This is a genomic window from Aquabacterium sp. (assembly GCF_048860245.1).
Classification (GTDB): Bacteria; Pseudomonadota; Gammaproteobacteria; order Burkholderiales; family Burkholderiaceae_C; genus Aquabacterium.
The window spans coordinates 1-17,697 of the sequence record NZ_JBLIZW010000055.1 but is presented as its reverse complement, the minus strand read 5'-3'; the positions used below and the strand labels follow the sequence as shown (position 1 = coordinate 17,697).

The 17,697-nt window shown below is 61.2% G+C and carries 18 protein-coding genes and 2 riboswitches; of the genes, 12 read left to right on the top strand and 6 right to left on the bottom strand.

Features of this window, described 5'->3' with window-relative positions; all coding sequences use genetic code 11:
- Both gcvH and gcvT read right to left on the bottom strand, forming a co-directional pair.
- On the bottom strand, positions 1 to 322 hold a 322-nt coding region (gene gcvH, locus ACMV18_RS06505; protein WP_420817176.1), incomplete at its 3' end, for a glycine cleavage system protein GcvH.
- An 84-nt stretch (positions 323 to 406) separates the two neighbouring features.
- Positions 407 to 1,522, bottom strand: coding sequence for a glycine cleavage system aminomethyltransferase GcvT (gene gcvT, locus ACMV18_RS06500; RefSeq protein WP_374258229.1), 1,116 nt, complete (start codon positions 1,520 to 1,522; stop codon positions 407 to 409).
- An 88-nt stretch (positions 1,523 to 1,610) separates the two neighbouring features.
- Positions 1,611 to 1,744, bottom strand: a riboswitch (glycine riboswitch).
- Positions 1,745 to 1,758: 14 nt separating this feature from the next.
- Positions 1,759 to 1,870: riboswitch (glycine riboswitch) on the bottom strand.
- A 221-nt stretch (positions 1,871 to 2,091) separates the two neighbouring features.
- Between gcvT and ACMV18_RS06495 the strand changes: the two genes are divergently transcribed.
- From ACMV18_RS06495 to ACMV18_RS06475, 5 genes are all read left to right on the top strand, one after another.
- Positions 2,092 to 2,859, top strand: a complete 768-nt coding sequence (locus ACMV18_RS06495; RefSeq protein ID WP_420817175.1) for a hypothetical protein — start codon at positions 2,092 to 2,094, stop codon at positions 2,857 to 2,859.
- Complete coding sequence (locus ACMV18_RS06490) at positions 2,856 to 4,511, top strand: M48 family metalloprotease (RefSeq protein ID WP_420817174.1); 1,656 nt, start codon at positions 2,856 to 2,858, stop codon at positions 4,509 to 4,511. The genes ACMV18_RS06495 and ACMV18_RS06490 overlap by 4 nt, the downstream gene beginning before the upstream one ends.
- Positions 4,508 to 5,164, top strand: a complete 657-nt coding sequence (locus ACMV18_RS06485) for a hypothetical protein (protein WP_420817173.1) — start codon at positions 4,508 to 4,510, stop codon at positions 5,162 to 5,164. Before ACMV18_RS06490 ends, ACMV18_RS06485 begins: the two co-directional genes overlap by 4 nt.
- A 79-nt stretch (positions 5,165 to 5,243) precedes the next feature.
- Positions 5,244 to 6,653, top strand: a complete 1,410-nt coding sequence (gene rimO / locus ACMV18_RS06480) for a 30S ribosomal protein S12 methylthiotransferase RimO (RefSeq protein ID WP_420817172.1) — start codon at positions 5,244 to 5,246, stop codon at positions 6,651 to 6,653.
- A gap of 43 nt (positions 6,654 to 6,696) precedes the next feature.
- Positions 6,697 to 7,944, top strand: coding sequence for a PLP-dependent transferase (locus tag ACMV18_RS06475; RefSeq protein ID WP_420817171.1), 1,248 nt, complete (start codon positions 6,697 to 6,699; stop codon positions 7,942 to 7,944).
- Positions 7,945 to 7,982: 38 nt separating this feature from the next.
- On the opposite strand, the gene smpB is transcribed toward ACMV18_RS06475, so the two are convergent.
- A complete protein-coding gene (gene smpB / locus ACMV18_RS06470; protein WP_420817170.1) occupies positions 7,983 to 8,450 on the bottom strand; it encodes an SsrA-binding protein SmpB in 468 nt (155 codons plus the stop codon).
- A gap of 47 nt (positions 8,451 to 8,497) precedes the next feature.
- Between smpB and ACMV18_RS06465 the strand changes: the two genes are divergently transcribed.
- Together ACMV18_RS06465 and ACMV18_RS06460 are read left to right on the top strand one after the other, a co-directional pair.
- Positions 8,498 to 8,977 carry a type II toxin-antitoxin system RatA family toxin gene (locus ACMV18_RS06465; RefSeq protein ID WP_420817169.1) on the top strand — a complete coding sequence of 160 codons (480 nt, stop codon included), beginning with the start codon at positions 8,498 to 8,500 and terminating at the stop codon, positions 8,975 to 8,977.
- A complete protein-coding gene (locus ACMV18_RS06460; RefSeq protein ID WP_420817168.1) occupies positions 8,964 to 9,347 on the top strand; it encodes an RnfH family protein in 384 nt (127 codons plus the stop codon). Before ACMV18_RS06465 ends, ACMV18_RS06460 begins: the two co-directional genes overlap by 14 nt.
- Positions 9,348 to 9,393: 46 nt before the next feature.
- On the opposite strand, the gene ACMV18_RS06455 is transcribed toward ACMV18_RS06460, so the two are convergent.
- Positions 9,394 to 9,906, bottom strand: coding sequence for a DUF4124 domain-containing protein (locus tag ACMV18_RS06455; RefSeq protein ID WP_420817167.1), 513 nt, complete (start codon positions 9,904 to 9,906; stop codon positions 9,394 to 9,396).
- A gap of 127 nt (positions 9,907 to 10,033) precedes the next feature.
- Here ACMV18_RS06455 and guaB point away from each other — a divergent pair, with 127 nt between their 5' ends.
- From guaB to guaA, 3 genes are all read left to right on the top strand, one after another.
- Positions 10,034 to 11,506 (top strand): IMP dehydrogenase, encoded by a 1,473-nt coding sequence (gene guaB / locus ACMV18_RS06450; protein ID WP_420817166.1) that lies wholly within the window; start codon positions 10,034 to 10,036, stop codon positions 11,504 to 11,506.
- Positions 11,507 to 11,548: 42 nt separating this feature from the next.
- Positions 11,549 to 12,808, top strand: coding sequence for an MFS transporter (locus tag ACMV18_RS06445; protein ID WP_420817165.1), 1,260 nt, complete (start codon positions 11,549 to 11,551; stop codon positions 12,806 to 12,808).
- A gap of 62 nt (positions 12,809 to 12,870) precedes the next feature.
- A complete protein-coding gene (guaA, locus tag ACMV18_RS06440; RefSeq protein ID WP_420817164.1) occupies positions 12,871 to 14,475 on the top strand; it encodes a glutamine-hydrolyzing GMP synthase in 1,605 nt (534 codons plus the stop codon).
- Positions 14,476 to 14,555: 80 nt separating this feature from the next.
- Here guaA and ACMV18_RS06435 read toward each other — a convergent pair whose 3' ends face one another.
- Positions 14,556 to 15,020, bottom strand: a complete 465-nt coding sequence (locus ACMV18_RS06435) for a ribonuclease HI family protein (RefSeq protein WP_420817163.1) — start codon at positions 15,018 to 15,020, stop codon at positions 14,556 to 14,558.
- Between the two features lie 128 nt (positions 15,021 to 15,148).
- Here ACMV18_RS06435 and ACMV18_RS06430 point away from each other — a divergent pair, with 128 nt between their 5' ends.
- Together ACMV18_RS06430 and tadA are read left to right on the top strand one after the other, a co-directional pair.
- Positions 15,149 to 15,379, top strand: a complete 231-nt coding sequence (locus tag ACMV18_RS06430) for a hypothetical protein (protein ID WP_420817162.1) — start codon at positions 15,149 to 15,151, stop codon at positions 15,377 to 15,379.
- A complete protein-coding gene (gene tadA, locus ACMV18_RS06425) occupies positions 15,379 to 15,969 on the top strand; it encodes a tRNA adenosine(34) deaminase TadA (protein ID WP_420817161.1) in 591 nt (196 codons plus the stop codon). The genes ACMV18_RS06430 and tadA overlap by 1 nt, the downstream gene beginning before the upstream one ends.
- A gap of 59 nt (positions 15,970 to 16,028) precedes the next feature.
- Here the strand turns inward: tadA and ACMV18_RS06420 are convergent.
- Positions 16,029 to 17,697, bottom strand: a 1,669-nt coding sequence (locus ACMV18_RS06420) for an electron transfer flavoprotein-ubiquinone oxidoreductase (RefSeq protein WP_420817160.1), incomplete at its 5' end; no start/stop codon positions are given.

The window sequence follows — 17,697 nt, the reverse complement described above, 5'->3', positions numbered from 1 at the left end:
GTTCGGCGGCGCTGCTCAGCTTGACCTTGAAGAACCAGCCGGCGCCGGTCGGGTCGGTGTTGGCCAGAGAAGGATCGTCGCGCAAGCCTTCGTTGACTTCCACGATTTCGCCGGTGACGGGCATGTACACGTCTGCAGCAGCCTTCACGGACTCGACCACACCAGCCACGTCCTTGGGGTTGAAAGTGGTGCCGACAGCAGGCAGGTCCACGAACACCACGTCGCCCAATGCATCTTGAGCGTGGTGGGTGATGCCGACGGTGGCGGTACCGTCAGCGTTGATTTGCAGCCATTCGTGGTCGGGCGTGTACTTGATGGTCATGGTGAACGTCCTGAAAACAGAAAAATTGGAGATTTGCCGAACGGGCGTGAGTATCTCAGCCCGCAAGCGTGTTTTGGCGACAGATCAACCGCGGTAGTAGCGGTTTGGCACAAAAGGCAGTGCGGTGACGGTCATGGCGACGCGCTTGTCACGCACGATGGCGAACACTTCAGTGCCCAAGGCGGCTTGACTGGTGGAGACATACGCCAGCGCAACGGGTTGTCCCAAGCTGGGGCTGGGTGAGCCACTGGTGACCACGCCGATTTCGGTGCCGTCAGCCGATACCACCTTGGCACCTTCGCGCACAGGCATGCGCTCGGTGCTGATGAGGCCCACGCGCTTGCGCGCTGCGCCGTTGGCCAATTGAGCGTCGATCACCTCGGCGCCGGGGTAGCCGCCAGCGCGGGCGCCACCGGCGCGACGCACCTTCTGGATGGCCCAGGTGATGCTGCCTTCCACGGGGGTGGTGGTGGTGTCGATGTCGTGGCCATACAGGCAGAGGCCCGCTTCCAGACGCAGGGTGTCGCGGGCACCCAGGCCAATGGGCTTGACTTCAGGTTGGGCCAGCAGGGCGCGAGCCAGTTGCACGGCTTGGTCGGCGGGCACGGAGATTTCGAAGCCGTCTTCGCCGGTGTAACCCGAGCGGGTCACGAAGCAGTCAATGCCGTCGAGCGAGAAGTGGCCGCCGGTCATGAACACCAGCTTTTGCACGTCGGCGTTCAGGCGTGCGAGCGCCGTCACGGCCTGAGGGCCTTGCAGCGCCAGCAGGGCTTGCTCGGGCAAGGGCTCGACCACGCACTGCGAGCCGATCTTGGCTTGCATGTGCGCAATGTCTTGTGTCTTGCAAGCGGCGTTCACCACCACGAACAGATCGTTCTCGCGGCGGGTGACCATCAGGTCATCCAGAATGCCGCCTTGCTCGTTGGTGAAAAGGGCGTAGCGCTGCTTGAACTTGGGCAGATCGACGATGTCGACCGGCACGATGGATTCCAGCGCGGCATCGGCACCAGCGCCCTTGAGCAGCACCTGACCCATGTGGGATACGTCAAACAGGCCTGCGGCGGTGCGGGTGTGCTTGTGCTCGGCCATGATGCCGGTGGCGTACTGCACGGGCATGTCATAGCCGCCAAACGGGACCATCTTGGCGCCCAGTTCGATGTGCAAGGCGTGGAGCGGGGTTTTGAGCAGTTCTGCGGACATGTTGTGGCGCGATGCGGGGCATCGACGGGAGGGCAATCTGGTGAGATCCGACGTCAACCATCCGGCATACCGGAATGGGACGTTCGGTGCTGCCCTCGCTGTCCGCTTTACCTGAGAGATTGACCCCTCGCTGCAACTTGGCCGCAGCGTTATGGGCTTGCCCCTTCGGTGGCTTGATTCACCGGACACGTCCAGTCACAAGCTCTCTCCAGTGAGGATCATGGTTGCCAAAGCAACCATGCCTGCCAGTCCTTTTGCCTGAGCGTTCGGGCGGGCATCTTGCGATGCGACAGTCCTGCGCCTTCGGCGGCTGCCTGCGTTGAGGCGGCTCTCTCCTGACAAGGTCGCCAGTGTATCAGCCCCTCCCCAGAAAGGGTGTGAATTTCCCAACGACCGGCCCTTGATTCCGCGCAAAGGTTTCCCCCACAAGAGGGTCATTTGTCAAAAACGGCTTGTAGCATTCCTTTACATTTGTCAGCATCAAAAACTGTGTGCCATCTGCCGTAAATGCAGACAGGGCAGTTCAGAACTTTTGCTTCTGTCAGGTTGAAGTAAAGCTGGAGTAACGGGTGTTGACACGTCATTTGAACCAAGGCCGGCGCTGGTTGTTGAGCGCGGCATGTGTGGCCTTGCTGGCCGGTTGTGGTGCGCGAGGGTTGGTTCGTCCGGATCTGGCGGGCAACAACAAAGAAGCGCCCAAGCAGGTGCTGGTGGTGCCTGCTGACTTTGTGATCACGGAAATCACCTTTGGCAAAACCGAGGAGCGTGTCGTTTCAGCGGAGCGGAAGGCGTCCAAGACGTTCACGCAACACGTTCAGGATCTGGGCGTCAGCAAAGAAAACGGCAAGGAGCGCTCCTTCGATCTGATCGATTTCGATCAGCTGACGCAGGACGAGCAGGAGATCGTGCTGCAGCATCGCGCCTTGTTTGCGACCATGGTCAGCCAGATGTTGCTGGTCAAGGAGGATGCCGTCGACGCGTGGGCGACCAAGGCCAAGTACTTTGACTACACCTTGGGGGCAGGCATGGCCGATCTGGCGAAGGCCCACCAGCTTGACCGCGCCTTGTTCGTGGTTGGCAAAGACAAGGTCCGCAGCACGTCTCGCAAGGTGTTTGATGCGGTGACCTCGGTCCTGCCCATTGGCGAGTCACTCAGCTCTCAGCCCGCTGCGGTGGTGCTGGGTGTGGTGGAGCTCCAAACCGGCAACATCCTGATGTTTGACAGCGATATGGCCAAGCGCAAAGCCTTGACCGACGACGATGACGTCAAGGCCATGGCCGAAGCGGTGCTGACGGATTTCCGTCGCACGATCAAGCCGCGTGACGGGAGCAAATGATGCGTGCGCCAAAGCTGAAGGCGGTCGTTCTGGCCGCGCTGTTGTCGCTGGGGGCGCTGCAGGCGCATGCCCTGATCTATGACCCGTTCGCAGACGGCGCGGCCATCAAGCCTGTCGATGAGTTGGAAGAGCGCCTGTGGGACGAGGCCGAGACCATGCGCGCTCAGTTTGTGCGCGGCAAACCCAGTCCCGCCGTAGAAACCATGCAGCGCATCGTGCGTGGTGTGGTGATGAAGAACTGGCCTGACCTGGCGCCCAAGCTGAAGGTATTTGTCATCGACAACGCCGATGTCTTGGCGTTTTCCAGCGCCAATGGCGACATCTTTTTGAGCACGGGCATGCTGATGCGCCTGGACTCGGAGGATGAGTTGCAGGTCATCCTGGCCCGTGAACTCGCCCACGTGACGCATCGACATGCGGTGCGCTCGGTGTACTTCGCGCGCATGGCGGCAGGCGCCAAGACGGTGTTCGAATTGGCCACGGATGCGGCAGACTTGGCATCGACGGTATCGGGTGTGGCCGGTGTGGCTGACCTGGCCAAGGTGGGCGTGCAGATGTTCAAGGTTTCGCCGGAAATGCTCTTGAGCACCGGCAAAAGCATGCTGCAGGACCAAATCAACAAGCTCAAAGAAAATTTGGCCGATTCGCTGCTTCGCAGCGTGTCGTCGACGGGCTTCAGTGCGGTGGTGAAGTCGTCGCTGTTCGGTTACTCGGAGTCATTGGAGTCCGAGGCCGATGAGTACGCCATGGGGTACATCGAAGACAAGTTCGGCTCCAGCGATCTTTATCGACAGGTCATGCAACGCTTGCTGGACGAGGCCATGTTGGACGAGAAGAAATTTTCGGCCTTCTATGCCAGTGGTGAGCGCCTCTACAGCCGACTGAAGCGAGTTTCCGCCTTTGACGAGGGGAAGGCCGCTCGGTTGGAAGCGCGTCGAGCCAGCGCGGCAACCGCATTGGCTGCCGCCGTGCCTCAGCCGCCTGTTGCCGTGCCTTCTGTGGCCGTAGCGGCCGCACCGGCCGCCCCGGAAGCGAAGGCGCCTGTGACACCCGTGGTGCAGTTGGCGCCTGATGCGGTGGTGCTTGACGCTGCGCCGATGGTCGCCGCCGTGGTGGTGGATGACGTGCCGGCAGGCGAGGGCAGCACGGCCGCTCAACCGACGGCCCAGCCTGTTGTCGCCAACGCCGAGCCAGCCACGGCCAGTGCGGCGGTGATCAAAACCGCTGCGCTCGGCGTCAAGCAGGACAGCCCACTCCAGTATTCAACGGCCTTGCAGCCGCTGGCTTTGCCTGTTCTGGAGGTCGAGTTAGAGTCAGGCCGATTGGGGCGCCTGTCCTACAACATCGAGCGCAAGCGCGAGGCCACCCAACTCCCCGAGCAGGTTAAGGAGTTGCTGGCCGAGGGCTATGCATCCATGGCTGATCCGGCCAAAGTGGCAAAGGGTGAAGCCTTGGCCAAAGAAATCTTGGCAGCCAAGCCCGATGATGCACGCATGTTGAAGCTCATGGGGTTGATGGCGCTCAAGCGTGGTCAGGCTGCCCAAGCCAAGGAATTGTTGTCCAAGGCGCGTGAGCACGTGTTGACCGACGACGAGCGCGGCTTCCTTGATCAATACATCCGCCAGGCAGACAAAAAACTCAGCGCACTATGAAGACTCGTATCCTTGGCAGCCTGCTGTTGGCTGCATTGCTGGCTGCCGGATGCTCGCCATCTTGGCAAAACGTTCGCAAGACCGAACCCTTCAAGGGCCCAGCACGGGCCTACGTGGCCATGTTGCCGGAGGGCTGGAAGCGTGCGCCGACGGACAGCGATGTCCTCCTCATCACGCGAGACGGCTTGTTCTTGCAGCAAATCAGCATCACCCGCTTCGACCTAGATGAGGCCTTCAGCGGCGTGAAGCTCGCGCCAGATGCGGCGCCATTGGATCTGGCGCAGTTGCAATTCAAGAAGTTTCGTGACGACGAACCCGACTTGGCACGTTACGACAAGAAGGAAAAAGAGGGCGTGCTGGCCCTGTTTCCTGTGAGCAATGCCAAGCCCTTGGCTGGAGCGGTTGAGCGCGTCGCGAGTCGCCCGTTCACGGTCGAGGGCAAAGATGCCTTCCGGCTCGAAACCCGCAGCTACAACGCCTGGGGGCTGGAATACAGCAGCCAGGCCGTGGGTTTCATCCACGAAAACCAATATTGGCTGGTGCGCTATCTGGCGCCCAAGTTGCACTACGCGCAGCGCGACCAAGCCACCTTCGATGGCTTCTTGAAGGACCTCAAGCTCAAGCCCAAGTGCCGCATCTTCTGCTCTGATTAAGCAGCAAAGTGCGCGGAAGGCCCCAGGATGTGGATGTTTTCGCATCCTGGCGGTGTGATTTGCCGGACAATCACGCCCCATGAGCTCCGAACAGAATTTCCCTAGCGCTGTCGCCAACGCTGTGGCGCCCAAAATTGGTTTTGTCTCCCTTGGCTGCCCCAAGGCGCTGACCGACTCCGAGTTGATCCTGACGCAACTGCGTGCCGAAGGCTACGAAACCAGCAAAACCTTTGACGGCGCCGATCTGGTGATCGTCAACACCTGCGGTTTCATCGACGACGCCGTCAAGGAAAGCCTGGACACCATCGGCGAAGCCCTGGCTGAAAACGGCAAGGTCATTGTGACGGGGTGCCTGGGTGCCAAGGCGGGTGTGGATGGTGGCAACCTCATCAAAGAGGTGCATCCCAAGGTATTGGCCGTGACCGGCCCTCATGCCACCCAGGAAGTGATGGACGCCGTGCACATCCACGTGCCCAAGCCTCACGATCCCTTCATCGACCTCGTGCCCGAAGCGCGCGGCGTGGCCGGCATCAAGCTCACGCCCAAGCATTTCGCTTACCTGAAGATCAGCGAGGGGTGTAACCACCGCTGTGCTTTCTGCATCATCCCCAGCATGCGCGGTGACCTCGTGTCGCGCCCCATTGGTGAGGTGCTGAGCGAAGCCAAAGCGCTGTTCGAGTCTGGCGTGAAGGAGTTGCTGGTCATCAGCCAAGACACCAGCGCTTATGGCGTGGACGTCAAGTACCGCACCGGTTTCTGGGATGGCAAGCCTGTCAAGACCCGCATGCTCGACATGGTTCAGCAGATGGGGGAAATGGCGCGCGAGTACGGTGCCTGGGTGCGTCTGCACTACGTCTACCCCTATCCGCACGTCGATGAGATCGTCCCCCTGATGGCCGAAGGCCTCATCTTGCCGTACTTGGATGTGCCGTTCCAGCACGCGCATCCAGACGTGCTCAAGCGCATGAAGCGTCCGGCTAGCGGCGAGAAGAACCTCGATCGTCTGCGTCGCTGGCGCGAGATCTGTCCTGAAATCGTCGTTCGCTCGACCTTCATTGCCGGCTTTCCCGGCGAGACGGAAGAAGAGTTCGAATACCTGCTCGATTTCCTGCGTGAAGCGCAGATCGACCGTGCCGGTTGCTTCGCTTACTCGCCCATCGAAGGCGCGCCTGCCAACGAACTGCCCGGCGCCTTGCCCGACGAGGTGCGCGAAGAGCGTCGTGCCCGCTTCATGGCGGTCGCTGAAGAAGTGTCGATTGCCAAGCTCGCTCGCCGCGTGGGTGCCACCATGCAGGTGCTGGTTGACAGCGCGCCCGCCATGGGCCGCAAGGGTGGGGTGGGGCGCACCTACGCCGACGCCCCTGAAATCGACGGTATCGTCCGCCTGCTGCCGCCTCAAAAGGCCAGCAAGACCCTCAAGGTCGGTGAGTTCACCAAGGCACACATCGTGGCGGTGGAAGGCCACGATCTGATCGCACAACCGATCTGATCGATCGGCCAAGCTCATGCGGGCCTTGCAGTAGCATGCCCGCATGAGCAAGCCCCAAGACATTTCGACGCTGCCAGCGCATCTGGCGCGCACAGCGACCGCACTGATCCATCACCCGTACCAGCCCCCTGGCGGGTTCGACGCTGTTCCGCCTGGTGTCTACAAGGCCTCGACGGTCATCTTCGAGAACACGGCAGCGCTGCACACGCGCCAGTGGCAGGACAAGAGCGGCTACACCTACGGTCTGCACGGCACCCCCACCACCTTCACACTGGAAGAGCGTCTGGCCACGCTGGAGGGCGGCTTGCACACCGTGTTGGCACCGTCCGGTCTCTCGGCCATTTCGCTGGTGGACATGGCTTTTTTGCGTGCTGGCGACGAGGTGCTGATTCCTGACAACGCCTATGGACCCGGCAAAGACTTTGCCCGTGTCGAATTGGCGCGATGGGGTATCACGCACCGGAGTTACGACCCGCAAAACGCCGAGGCACTGGCCGGGCTGATCACCGAGCGCACGAAACTGCTCTGGCTGGAAGCGGCGGGCTCGGTCACATTGGAATTTCCTGATTTGCTGGGCCTGCTGCGCGTGGCGCGTCAGCATCCGCATCTGCGGGTGGCGCTCGACAATACCTGGGGCGCCGGTCTGGCGTTCAACCCCTTCCAGATGCCGGATCCACAGGATGCGGCGGGGGCCATCTGGGGTGTGGATGTGTCCGTGCACGCACTCACCAAATACCCCTCCGGTGGGGCAGACGTGCTCATGGGCGCGGTCATCACACGTGACCCGCAACTGCACCATCAAGTCTTGATGACGCACATGCGTCTGGGGCTGGGTGTGGGGGCCAACGATGCGGAGCTGGTCTTGCGTGGCTTGCCCAGCTTGCCGCTACGCTATGCCGCCCACGACGCCGCCACACGCCAGATCGCACAATGGCTGCAAAGCCGTGCCGAGCCCTCACAGGTGCTGCATCCGGCCTTGCTTGACTCACCGGGCCATGCTTGGTGGGCTGAGCTGTGTCAGGCCGCCGGTGGCTTGGTGTCCATGGTGTTCGATGCCGACCGCTACAGCACCGAGCGTGTCCACGCCTTTGTTGACGCGCTGCAGGTGTTCAAAATTGGCTATTCGTGGGGTGGCCCCATGAGCTTGGTCATGCCCTACCGGCTGGATGGCATGCGCGAGCATGGGCATCTCGCCGGCCGGCGCGGCACCATCGTCCGCTTGGCCATTGGCTTGGAGTCCCCGGCTGCATTGATGGCCGATCTGGAGCAGGCCTTTCAGGTGTTGGCCTGATGTCCTGACGGCGCGACGAGCGAGGGCCGAGTGTGTACTCAGTCCTTGTTGCCGCTGGAAGACACCTTGTGGCGCATCAGGCGACCCTTTTCGCGTTCCCAGTCGCGGTCCTTGATGGTGTTGCGCTTGTCGTGCTCGGCCTTACCCTTGGCCAAAGCAATGTCAACCTTCACCCGGCCACCCTTCCAGTGCAGGTTCAGCGGCACCAGGGTGTAGCCCTTCTGCTCGGTCTTGCCAATCAGTCGGCGGATTTCCTGGCGGTGCATCAGCAACTTCTTGGTGCGGTCTGCTTCGGGCTTGATATGGGTCGAGGCCGAGCGCAGTGCATTGATCCGCAAGCCAATCAAATGCAATTCACCGTCTTTGATCAGCACATAGCCATCGGTCATCTGCACCTGTCCTTCGCGGATGGCCTTGACTTCCCAACCTTCCAGCACCAGTCCTGCTTCAAAGCGTTCCTCGATGTGGTAGTTGAAATGGGCTTTTCTATTTTCTGCGATGGACATGATTTGGCTCGGCGTGGTCGCCGGCTTCTTTAAAATACCGACATTCTATGAAGCACGTACAAAAGTCTGTCTTGCTTTGGTACTCGCCCCGTGAAATGTATGGGCTGGTGACTGGTGTTCAAGACTACCCTCAATTCTTGCCTTGGTGCGACCGTGCCGAGGTGATCGATACGCACGATGACGGTGTGACCGCCCGCGTGCACATTGCCTTTGCAGGCGTTCGGCAAGCGTTCACAACGCGCAACACCAACGACGTTGGGCGTAGCGTGACGATGAGGCTGGTGGATGGCCCGTTCTCGACACTGGAGGGAACGTGGCGATTCTTGCCGCTGAACAAGCCGGGCGTGCCGCCGCAGGACGGGGCCGATCCGGTGGACTCGCCGGCGTGCAAAGTGGAGTTCTCGCTCAAGTACGCGTTCTCCAGCAAGGCGTTGTCGCTGGTGGTCAGCCCAGTGTTTGACCGAATCGCCAACACATTTGTGGAGTCGTTCGTCAAACGGGCGGAGCAGGTCTATGGTCCACGCTGAAACGCAGGCTGCATCCACGCTGGCGGTGGAGGTCGCCGTGAGTGTGGCGCCTCGCGAGGTTCGCTGCGTACCGGTCACGCTGCCTGTTGGTGCTACCGTGCGTCAGGCGCTGGAGGCATCGGGTCTGCTGGGCCAAATCGAGGGGCTGACGTTGGATGCGATTGCGTCGGGCACATGGTCCGTCGGAGTGTGGGGGCGCAAAGAGCGGCCGGGGCACGTCTTGCGAGATCGTGATCGCATTGAGGTCGTGCGTCAGTTGAAGGTGGACCCCAAAGAGGCACGCCGGGTGCGGTACCGCGCCCACGGCGAGAAGCTCCCCAAAGGCATTCACCGGTCCCCAAAAAACATCAAGCCGGTAGACAAGGTCTGACCGGCTTGGTCGGGGAGGTGGTCCTCCCGCGCCCTGAGCGCAGTGCTCAGCGGCAGTTCGCGTTGATCGACTCTTGCGTCTTGCGGGCTTCCTCGGCGCGAGCCTTGTCGTCCAGGAACTCGCGCTCACCCTTCGCGTTGGAGCGGACGATGCGAATACCGTCGTTCAGGGTGCGCTGGTAAGACCGGGCGCGCTCGCAGTTTTCAGCCTTGGCCTTGGCGAGCTTTTCTTCCTCGGCTTTTTGTTGCAGCGCTTTCTCCTCATCGGACTTGCGCTTCTTGGCATCGAGTTCGCTGCCAGGCTTGCTGGCAGCCGTGCTGGCCGGCGCGGCGCTTGCAGCCGATGCGGCTGTTACGACGGGCTTGGCACTGATCGGGGTCGGGCGAGCCAAAATGGCCTGCTCGGGCGTGCCGACAGGTGGCGGGCGGTCGCTGTACTGGATGGCACCGTTGGCATCTCGCCACTTCCATTGCGATCCCGCCATGGATGGGGTGGAAACAAGCGCGCCAACGGCCAGCAGGCCGAGAAGCAAAGGTGAGGCAAAACGCACGTATTTCATGATGAGCAGTGTAGCCAAGCCATCTGATGTGAACTATCTGGATTGTGCGCATTTCTGCCGATGAGCCCAACATTACGTTCCGCGCGTGTCTCCGCGTATAATCCGCTTTTGCGTCCGGAGCCTGTTCATGCGCCTGCTTGGTAAAGCCCTCACGTTTGATGACGTGTTGTTGGTGCCCGCGTACTCTCAAGTGTTGCCTCGTGACACTTCGCTGGCCACCCGTCTGTCCCGCAACATTCAACTGAACTTGCCGCTGGTGTCCGCTGCGATGGACACCGTCACGGAAGCCCGTCTGGCGATTGCGATCGCTCAGGAAGGCGGCATCGGGATCATCCATAAAAACCTGACCGCCAAGCAGCAAGCTGCTGAAGTCGCACGCGTGAAGCGTTACGAGTCGGGCGTGTTGCGTGACCCCATCACGATTTCGTCCGGCGTCAAGGTCCGTGACGTGATCGAGCTGTCCAAGCAGCACGGTATCTCCGGCTTCCCCGTCGTGGACGACGGCAAGGTCGTGGGCATCGTCACCGGCCGTGACCTGCGTTTTGAAACCCGTCTGGACGTGCCTGTGCGCGAGATCATGACGCCCCGTGAGCGTCTGATCACCGTGCAGGATGGTGCTTCTCCAGCCGAAGCCAAAGCCCTGATGCACCACCACAAGCTGGAGCGTGTGGTCGTTGTCAATGATGCCAACGAGCTCAAGGGCCTGATGACCGTCAAGGACATCACCAAGCAAACCAATTTCCCCAATGCCGCACGCGATCCGCAAGGCAAGCTGCGCGTGGGCGCTGCGGTGGGCGTGGGTGAGGGTACCGAAGAGCGCGTGGAACTGCTGGTCAAGGCCGGTGTGGATGCGCTGATCGTTGACACCGCTCACGGTCACAGCCACGGCGTGATCGAGCGCGTGCGCTGGGTCAAGCAAAACTTCCCGCATGTTGACGTGATCGGCGGCAACATCGCCACCGGCGCGGCTGCACTGGCACTGGTGGAAGCCGGCGCCGATGGCGTCAAGGTCGGTATCGGCCCTGGCTCCATCTGTACCACCCGCATCATTGCCGGCGTGGGCGTGCCGCAAATCACCGCCATCGACAACGTGGCCACCGCGCTGCAAGGCACGGGCGTGCCCCTGATCGCTGACGGTGGCATCCGCTACTCCGGCGACATCGCCAAGGCCATCGCTGCTGGCGCTAGCTGCGTGATGATGGGCGGCATGTTTGCCGGTACCGAAGAAGCCCCGGGCGAAGTGATCCTGTACCAAGGCCGTAGCTACAAGAGCTACCGCGGCATGGGTTCGATCGGCGCCATGAAGGCGGGTTCGGCCGACCGTTACTTCCAGGAAAACGACGAAACCACCAATCCCAACGCCGACAAGCTGGTGCCGGAAGGCATTGAAGGTCGCGTGCCTTACAAGGGTTCGGTCCTCACCATCCTGTACCAGATGGCGGGTGGCTTGAAGGCGTCGATGGGGTACTGCGGTTGCGGCACCATTGAAGACATGCGCAACAAGGCCGAGTTCGTTGAGATCACGGCTGCCGGTATCCGTGAAAGCCACGTGCACGACGTGCAAATCACGAAGGAAGCACCCAATTACCGCATGGAGTAAGGGGTGCGGGCCCTTGTCGGCCGCCACTGAACCACTGAGAACATGACCAAGGGTTCTACAAGCGGCCGCACAGCGGCCATGCCATTCATCATGGTGACGGTCCTGCTCGACATGATGTCGATCGGGATCATTGCGCCGGTGTTGCCCAAGCTGATTGGCTCCTTCATGGGGTCAGGCGCGGACACATCGTTCGCATACGGGGCCGCGCAAGCGGCCTTTGCCATTGCGCAGTTCTTCAGTGCCTCGATTCTCGGGGCGCTGTCAGACCGCTACGGGCGCCGACCCGTGCTGCTGCTGGGCTTGCTCGGCATGTCCGTCAACTATTTCGTGACGGCACTGGCCACCGAGTTCTGGATGTTGCTGGCGGTGCGCGTCATGGGGGGGGCGGTATGCGCCAACATCGCCGTGGCCAACGCCTACGTCGCCGACATCACGCAGCCCAAAGATCGTGCCCGTAACTACGGCATGCTCGGTGCCATGTTTGGGCTGGGCTTCATTCTGGGGCCGGTCACCGGTGGCTTGCTGGGCAACATGAACGTGCACTGGCCGTTCTTCCTGGCTGGGGCGCTGTGCCTCATCAACACCGTGTACGGCTTCTTCGTGTTGCCCGAGTCCTTGCCGCAAGAACGTCGCCGTGCCGTCGACTGGGTGCGTGCCAATCCTTTCAGCGTGCTGTCCCGCCTGCGCAAACTGCAGGGTTTGGAGCAACTGTTGTGGATCTTGGGTTTGTCGATTCTGGCCCAAGGCTGCCTGCACACCAGTTGGTTCTTGTACACCGAGTTCAAATTTGGCTGGACCCCCAAAGACAACGGCATTTCGTTGTTTGTGGTCGGCCTGATGGCTGTGCTGGTACAGGGCGGTTTGCTGCGACAGATCCAAAAGCGCATGGCGCTGGACCGCATCGTGCGCATCGGCTTGGTGTCCGCGACCCTGGCGTACGCTGGTTACGGCTTGGTTCCAGTGGGTTGGCTGATGTATGTGGTCATCGTGGCCAATGTGTTTGGCTACATGGTCCAGCCTGGCCTGCAGAGCGTGGTGTCCAACTCGGTGGATCCCAGCCGGCAAGGCGAAGCCATGGGTGCCGTGTCATCGCTCAACAGCGTGGCCGCAGTTTTGGGCCCCATCCTCAGTGCACCGATGCTGGCGACCGTGTCACATTACCCGCTCGGAGACTGGCGCATTGGCGCACCGTTCTATCTGTGTGCCACCATTCAGTTGGTGGCAGCCATCATCGGTTTCCGTTATTTCAGCCGGCCTCGTCATGTGGATGACGACACGCTGGCCGGGCGTGCGAGCGCCTGAGTTGTTTGCTGCCTCAGCAGGCCTCGCATCTCGCGTCAGACTTGATATCCAGAGAATTGACCATGCATGACAAGATCCTGATCCTTGATTTCGGCTCCCAGGTGACCCAGCTGATCGCACGTCGCGTGCGCGAAGCACACGTCTACTGCGAAATCCATCCCAACGACGTGTCGGATGACTTCATCAAGTCGTTCAACCCCAAGGGCATCATCCTGTCGGGCAGCCATGCTTCCACCTACGAGGACCATCAGCTGCGTGCACCGCAGGCTGTGTGGGATCTGGGTGTTCCCGTGATGGGCATTTGCTATGGCATGCAGACCATGGCTGTGCAACTGGGCGGCGAAGTGAGCTGGTCGGACACTCGCGAGTTCGGTTACGCCGAAGTGCGCGCCCATGGTCACACCAAGCTGCTCGACGGCATCGCCGACTTCACCACCGCTGAAGGCCACGGCATGCTCAAGGTGTGGATGAGCCACGGTGACAAGGTGACCAAGCTGCCCGAGGGTTTCAAGCTGATGGCTTCGACCCCTAGCTGCCCGATCGCTGGCATGGCCAACGAAGAGAAGGGCTATTACGCGGTGCAGTTCCACCCTGAGGTCACGCACACCGTGCAGGGCCAAGCCATGCTCAACCGCTTTGTGCGTGAGATCGCTGGCTGTCAGGGCGACTGGATCATGGGCGACTACATAGAAGAAGCGGTTGCCAAGATCCGCGAGCAAGTCGGCGACGAGGAGGTCATCCTCGGCCTGTCCGGCGGTGTGGATTCGTCGGTCGCAGCCGCGCTGATTCATCGCGCCATTGGCGATCAACTGACCTGCGTGTTCGTGGACCACGGCTTGTTGCGCCTGAACGAGGGCGACATGGTCATGGACATGTTCGAAGGCAAGTTGCACGCGAAGGTCATCCGCGTGGATGCCTCCGAGCTGTTCCTGGGCCAATTGGCGGGCGTGACCGACCCCGAGCGCAAGCGCAAGATCATTGGCGGCCTGTTTGTGGACGTGTTCAAGGCCGAGGCTGAAAAGCTCAAGGCCAGCGGCCAAGGTCACAAGGGCGCAACCTTCCTGGCCCAAGGCACCATCTACCCTGACGTGGTGGAATCTGGCGGCACCAAGACCAAGAAGGCCACCACCATCAAGAGCCACCACAACGTGGGTGGCCTGCCAGAGCAACTCGGCCTGAAGCTGCTGGAGCCGCTGCGCGAACTGTTCAAGGACGAAGTGCGGGAGCTGGGCGTGGCGCTGGGCCTGCCGCCCGAGATGGTCTACCGTCACCCCTTCCCAGGTCCGGGGCTGGGCGTGCGCATTCTGGGCGAAGTGAAGAAGGAATACGCCGACCTGCTGCGTCGCGCCGATGCCATCTTCATCGAAGAGCTGCGCAACACCATCGACCCCGCCACCGGCAAGAGCTGGTACGACCTGACCTCGCAGGCCTTCACCGTGTTCCTGCCGGTCAAGAGCGTGGGCGTGATGGGGGATGGCCGTACGTACGACTACGTCGTGGCTTTGCGCGCTGTCCAAACGTCCGACTTCATGACCGCCGACTGGGCCGAACTGCCTTACAGCATGCTCAAGCGCACCTCCGGTCGCATCATCAATGAAGTGCGTGGCATCAACCGCGTGACCTACGACGTGAGCTCCAAGCCGCCTGCAACAATCGAGTGGGAGTGATGCTCCGAGGTGCCAAGGCGCCTTCGTAGAACGGGCCCACGCCAGTGCGTGGGCCTTTTTCATGGGCGATGCACCTTCTGCTACTTGCGCCGGATCTTGCCTGGCCAAACAGAGGCTTTGGCGGGCAGCCCCAGTGCCTGGCGCGCCAAGGCGTCGGCCTCGCCGTTGCGGTGGCGAGGCACCCAGGTCCACACCACGCACACGAATGTCGCCTGAAGGGCTCTGGCGGTGCCAATCAAGTCGGCAAGGCGCTGAATGGGTGCGCACGACTGCTGGCTCAACTGCTCAACCACAATGCTGTTGTCGCTGAACAGATGGAGGCTGGTCGCACCTTGGTGCTGAGCGAACCGCATGGCGTGTATCGCGGCCTGGAACTCCGCCTCGTTGTTGCAGCCGGTACCAGGCAAGGTGCACGAGCGGCGGTGTGTCTGGCCATCTGGTGCAGTGGCGACGTAGCCCAGGCCCATCTTGCCGGGGTTGGGATGGGCTCCTCCGTCGCAATGGATGACCCAGGCTTCGCTCGGTGGGGTAGGGCTGGCTGTCAATTTTCTGCGCCTTGCATGCGGGCTCGTTGCACAATCAACGCCGCCGATGGTGGCATATATTGAGACCCAATTTGGGATGCTCGCTGTGATGGTTCGCGGGCATTGTTTTCTTGTACGAAAGGTGTGCCATGCGGGCATTCGGTTTGTTGTCGATTTTGATTGCATTGGTGATCGTTGGCGTGTTGGCGAAGAAGCAATTGAGCCATGTGCAAGGTGCTGCGGATAGCAGTGGCGTGGCCTCGCCGCAATCGGCATCGGCAGCGCAATCGGTGCAGCGCCAGATCCAGAATGAGGTGAATGGTTTGATGCAGGACCGTGCATCGCAGGTAGATCGTGGCATGGCGGAGCGTCAGCAGTGATGGACGAGGCAAGCCTGCGCCAGGATGAGTTCGCCATGCGCATCGCGCTGGATCAGGCGCACAACGCGTGGTTGGCCGGGGAAGTGCCCGTTGGCGCAGTGATCATGCGCCATGGGCAGGTGATCGCCACGGGCTACAACCGTCCGATCACCACGCACGATCCAACGGCCCACGCAGAGATCGTGGCGCTTCGCCACGCATCGCAGTTGCTCGAAAACTATCGCCTGCCCGAGTGCGAGCTCTATGTGACGCTGGAGCCCTGTGCCATGTGCGCCATGGCATTGCTGCACGCTCGCTTCAAGCGTGTGGTGTTTGCGGCCATGGATCCCAAAACGGGGGTTGCTGGTTCGGTGATGGACCTGTTTGCCAATCGCCAGTTGAATCACCACACCCAGATCGTTGGGGGCGTGTTGGCAGAGCCAGCCAGTCAAGTGCTCAAGCAGTTCTTTGCAGAGCGCCGCGCTCAGATCAAGGCCGATCGGGATGCCAGAAAAGCGGCCGCAGCCCGGCAGGCGCTGCACGGCATGGAGGTCATCGAGGAAGACGAACTCTTGCCGATTGCACAAGTGATCGAGATGCCGGGTGATTGACCCGGCTGAGCAATAAAAAAAGGGAGCCGCCAGGGCTCCCTTTTTGTTGGAGGCACGAATTACATGCCAGCGTAGTTCGGGCCACCGCCGCCTTCAGGCGTCACCCAGTTGATGTTCTGAGTGGGGTCCTTGATGTCGCAGGTCTTGCAGTGCACGCAGTTCTGAGCGTTGATCTGCAGGCGGTCGGTGTTGTCTTCGTTCTTCACGAATTCATACACGCCAGCAGGGCAGTACCGCTGCTCGGGGCCTGCAAACTTGGCCAGGTTGGTTTCCACAGGCACCGAAGCGTTCTTCAGCGTCAGGTGAGCAGGCTGGTGCTCATTGTGGTTGGTGTTGGACACGAACACCGAGCTCAGGCGATCGAAGGTGATCTTGCCATCGGGCTTCGGGTAGTCGATCTTGGCGCACTGTGCGGCAGGCAGCAGGCGGGTGTGATCGGCTTCGGTGCGATGGATGGTCCAAGGTGCGACCTTGATGCCCAACTTGGGCAGCAGCCATTGCTCGATGCCGGTCATGATCATGCCGACGTACATGCCCTTCTTGAACCACTGCTTGAAGTTCTTGGACGTGTCCAGCTCTTCCTTCAGCCAGCTCTTTTCGAACGATGCGGGGTAGGCGCTCAGCTCGTCGTTCTGGCGGCCAGCATTCACAGCGTCGAAGATGGCTTCGGCGCACAGCATGCCGGTCTTCATGGCGGCGTGCGAACCCTTGATGCGGGCAGCGTTGAGGAAGCCAGCGTCACAGCCCACCAGTGCACCACCGGGGAACACAACCTTGGGCAGCGACAGGATGCCACCGGCCGTGATGGCGCGAGCACCGTAGCTCAGGCGCTTGGCACCTTCCAGCAAAGGCTTGATGCTGGGGTGAGTCTTCCAACGCTGCATTTCCTCGAAAGGAGACAGCCAGGGGTTCTGATAGTCCAGACCGGTCACGAAGCCCAGGGTGACCTTGTTGTCTTCCAGGTGATACAGGAAGCCGCCACCATAGGTTTGGGTGTCCATGGGCCAGCCAGCGGTGTGCACGACCAGACCAGGCTTGGCCTTGGCGGGGTCGATTTCCCACAGTTCCTTGATACCGATGGCGTAGCTTTGTGGATCCTTGCCTTCGTCCAGCTTGAACTTGGCGATCAGTTGCTTGCCCAGATGGCCGCGTGCACCTTCAGCGAAGATGGTGTACTTGCCGTGCAGTTCCATGCCCAGCTGGAATTCGTCCGTGGGTTCGCCGTTCTTGTCGATGCCCAGGTTACCGGTGGCCACGCCCTTGACGGAGCCGTCTTCGTTGAACAGCACTTCAGCGGCAGCGAAGCCAGGGAAGATTTCCACGCCCAGGGCTTCAGCCTGTTGACCCAGCCAGCGCACCACGTTGCCCAGGCTGATGACGTAGTTGCCTTCGTTGTGGAAGTTGTTGGGAATCAGTGCCTGAGGCGTGGCAATGGCGCCAGTCTCGGTCAGGACCAGCACTTCGTCGGCCGTGACGGGTTGGTTCAGAGGAGCGCCCAGTTCCTTCCAGTTGGGGAACAGTTCGTTCATCGAGATCGGGTCCATCACGGCGCCCGACAGGATGTGCGCGCCAGGCTCAGAGCCCTTTTCCAGCACGACAACGTTGATTTCCTTGCCGGCCTTTTCAGCCAGTTGCTTCAGACGGATGGCAGTGGACAGACCAGCGGGGCCGGCACCGACGATCACGACGTCGTATTCCATCGACTCGCGGGGGCCAAACTGCTCAAGG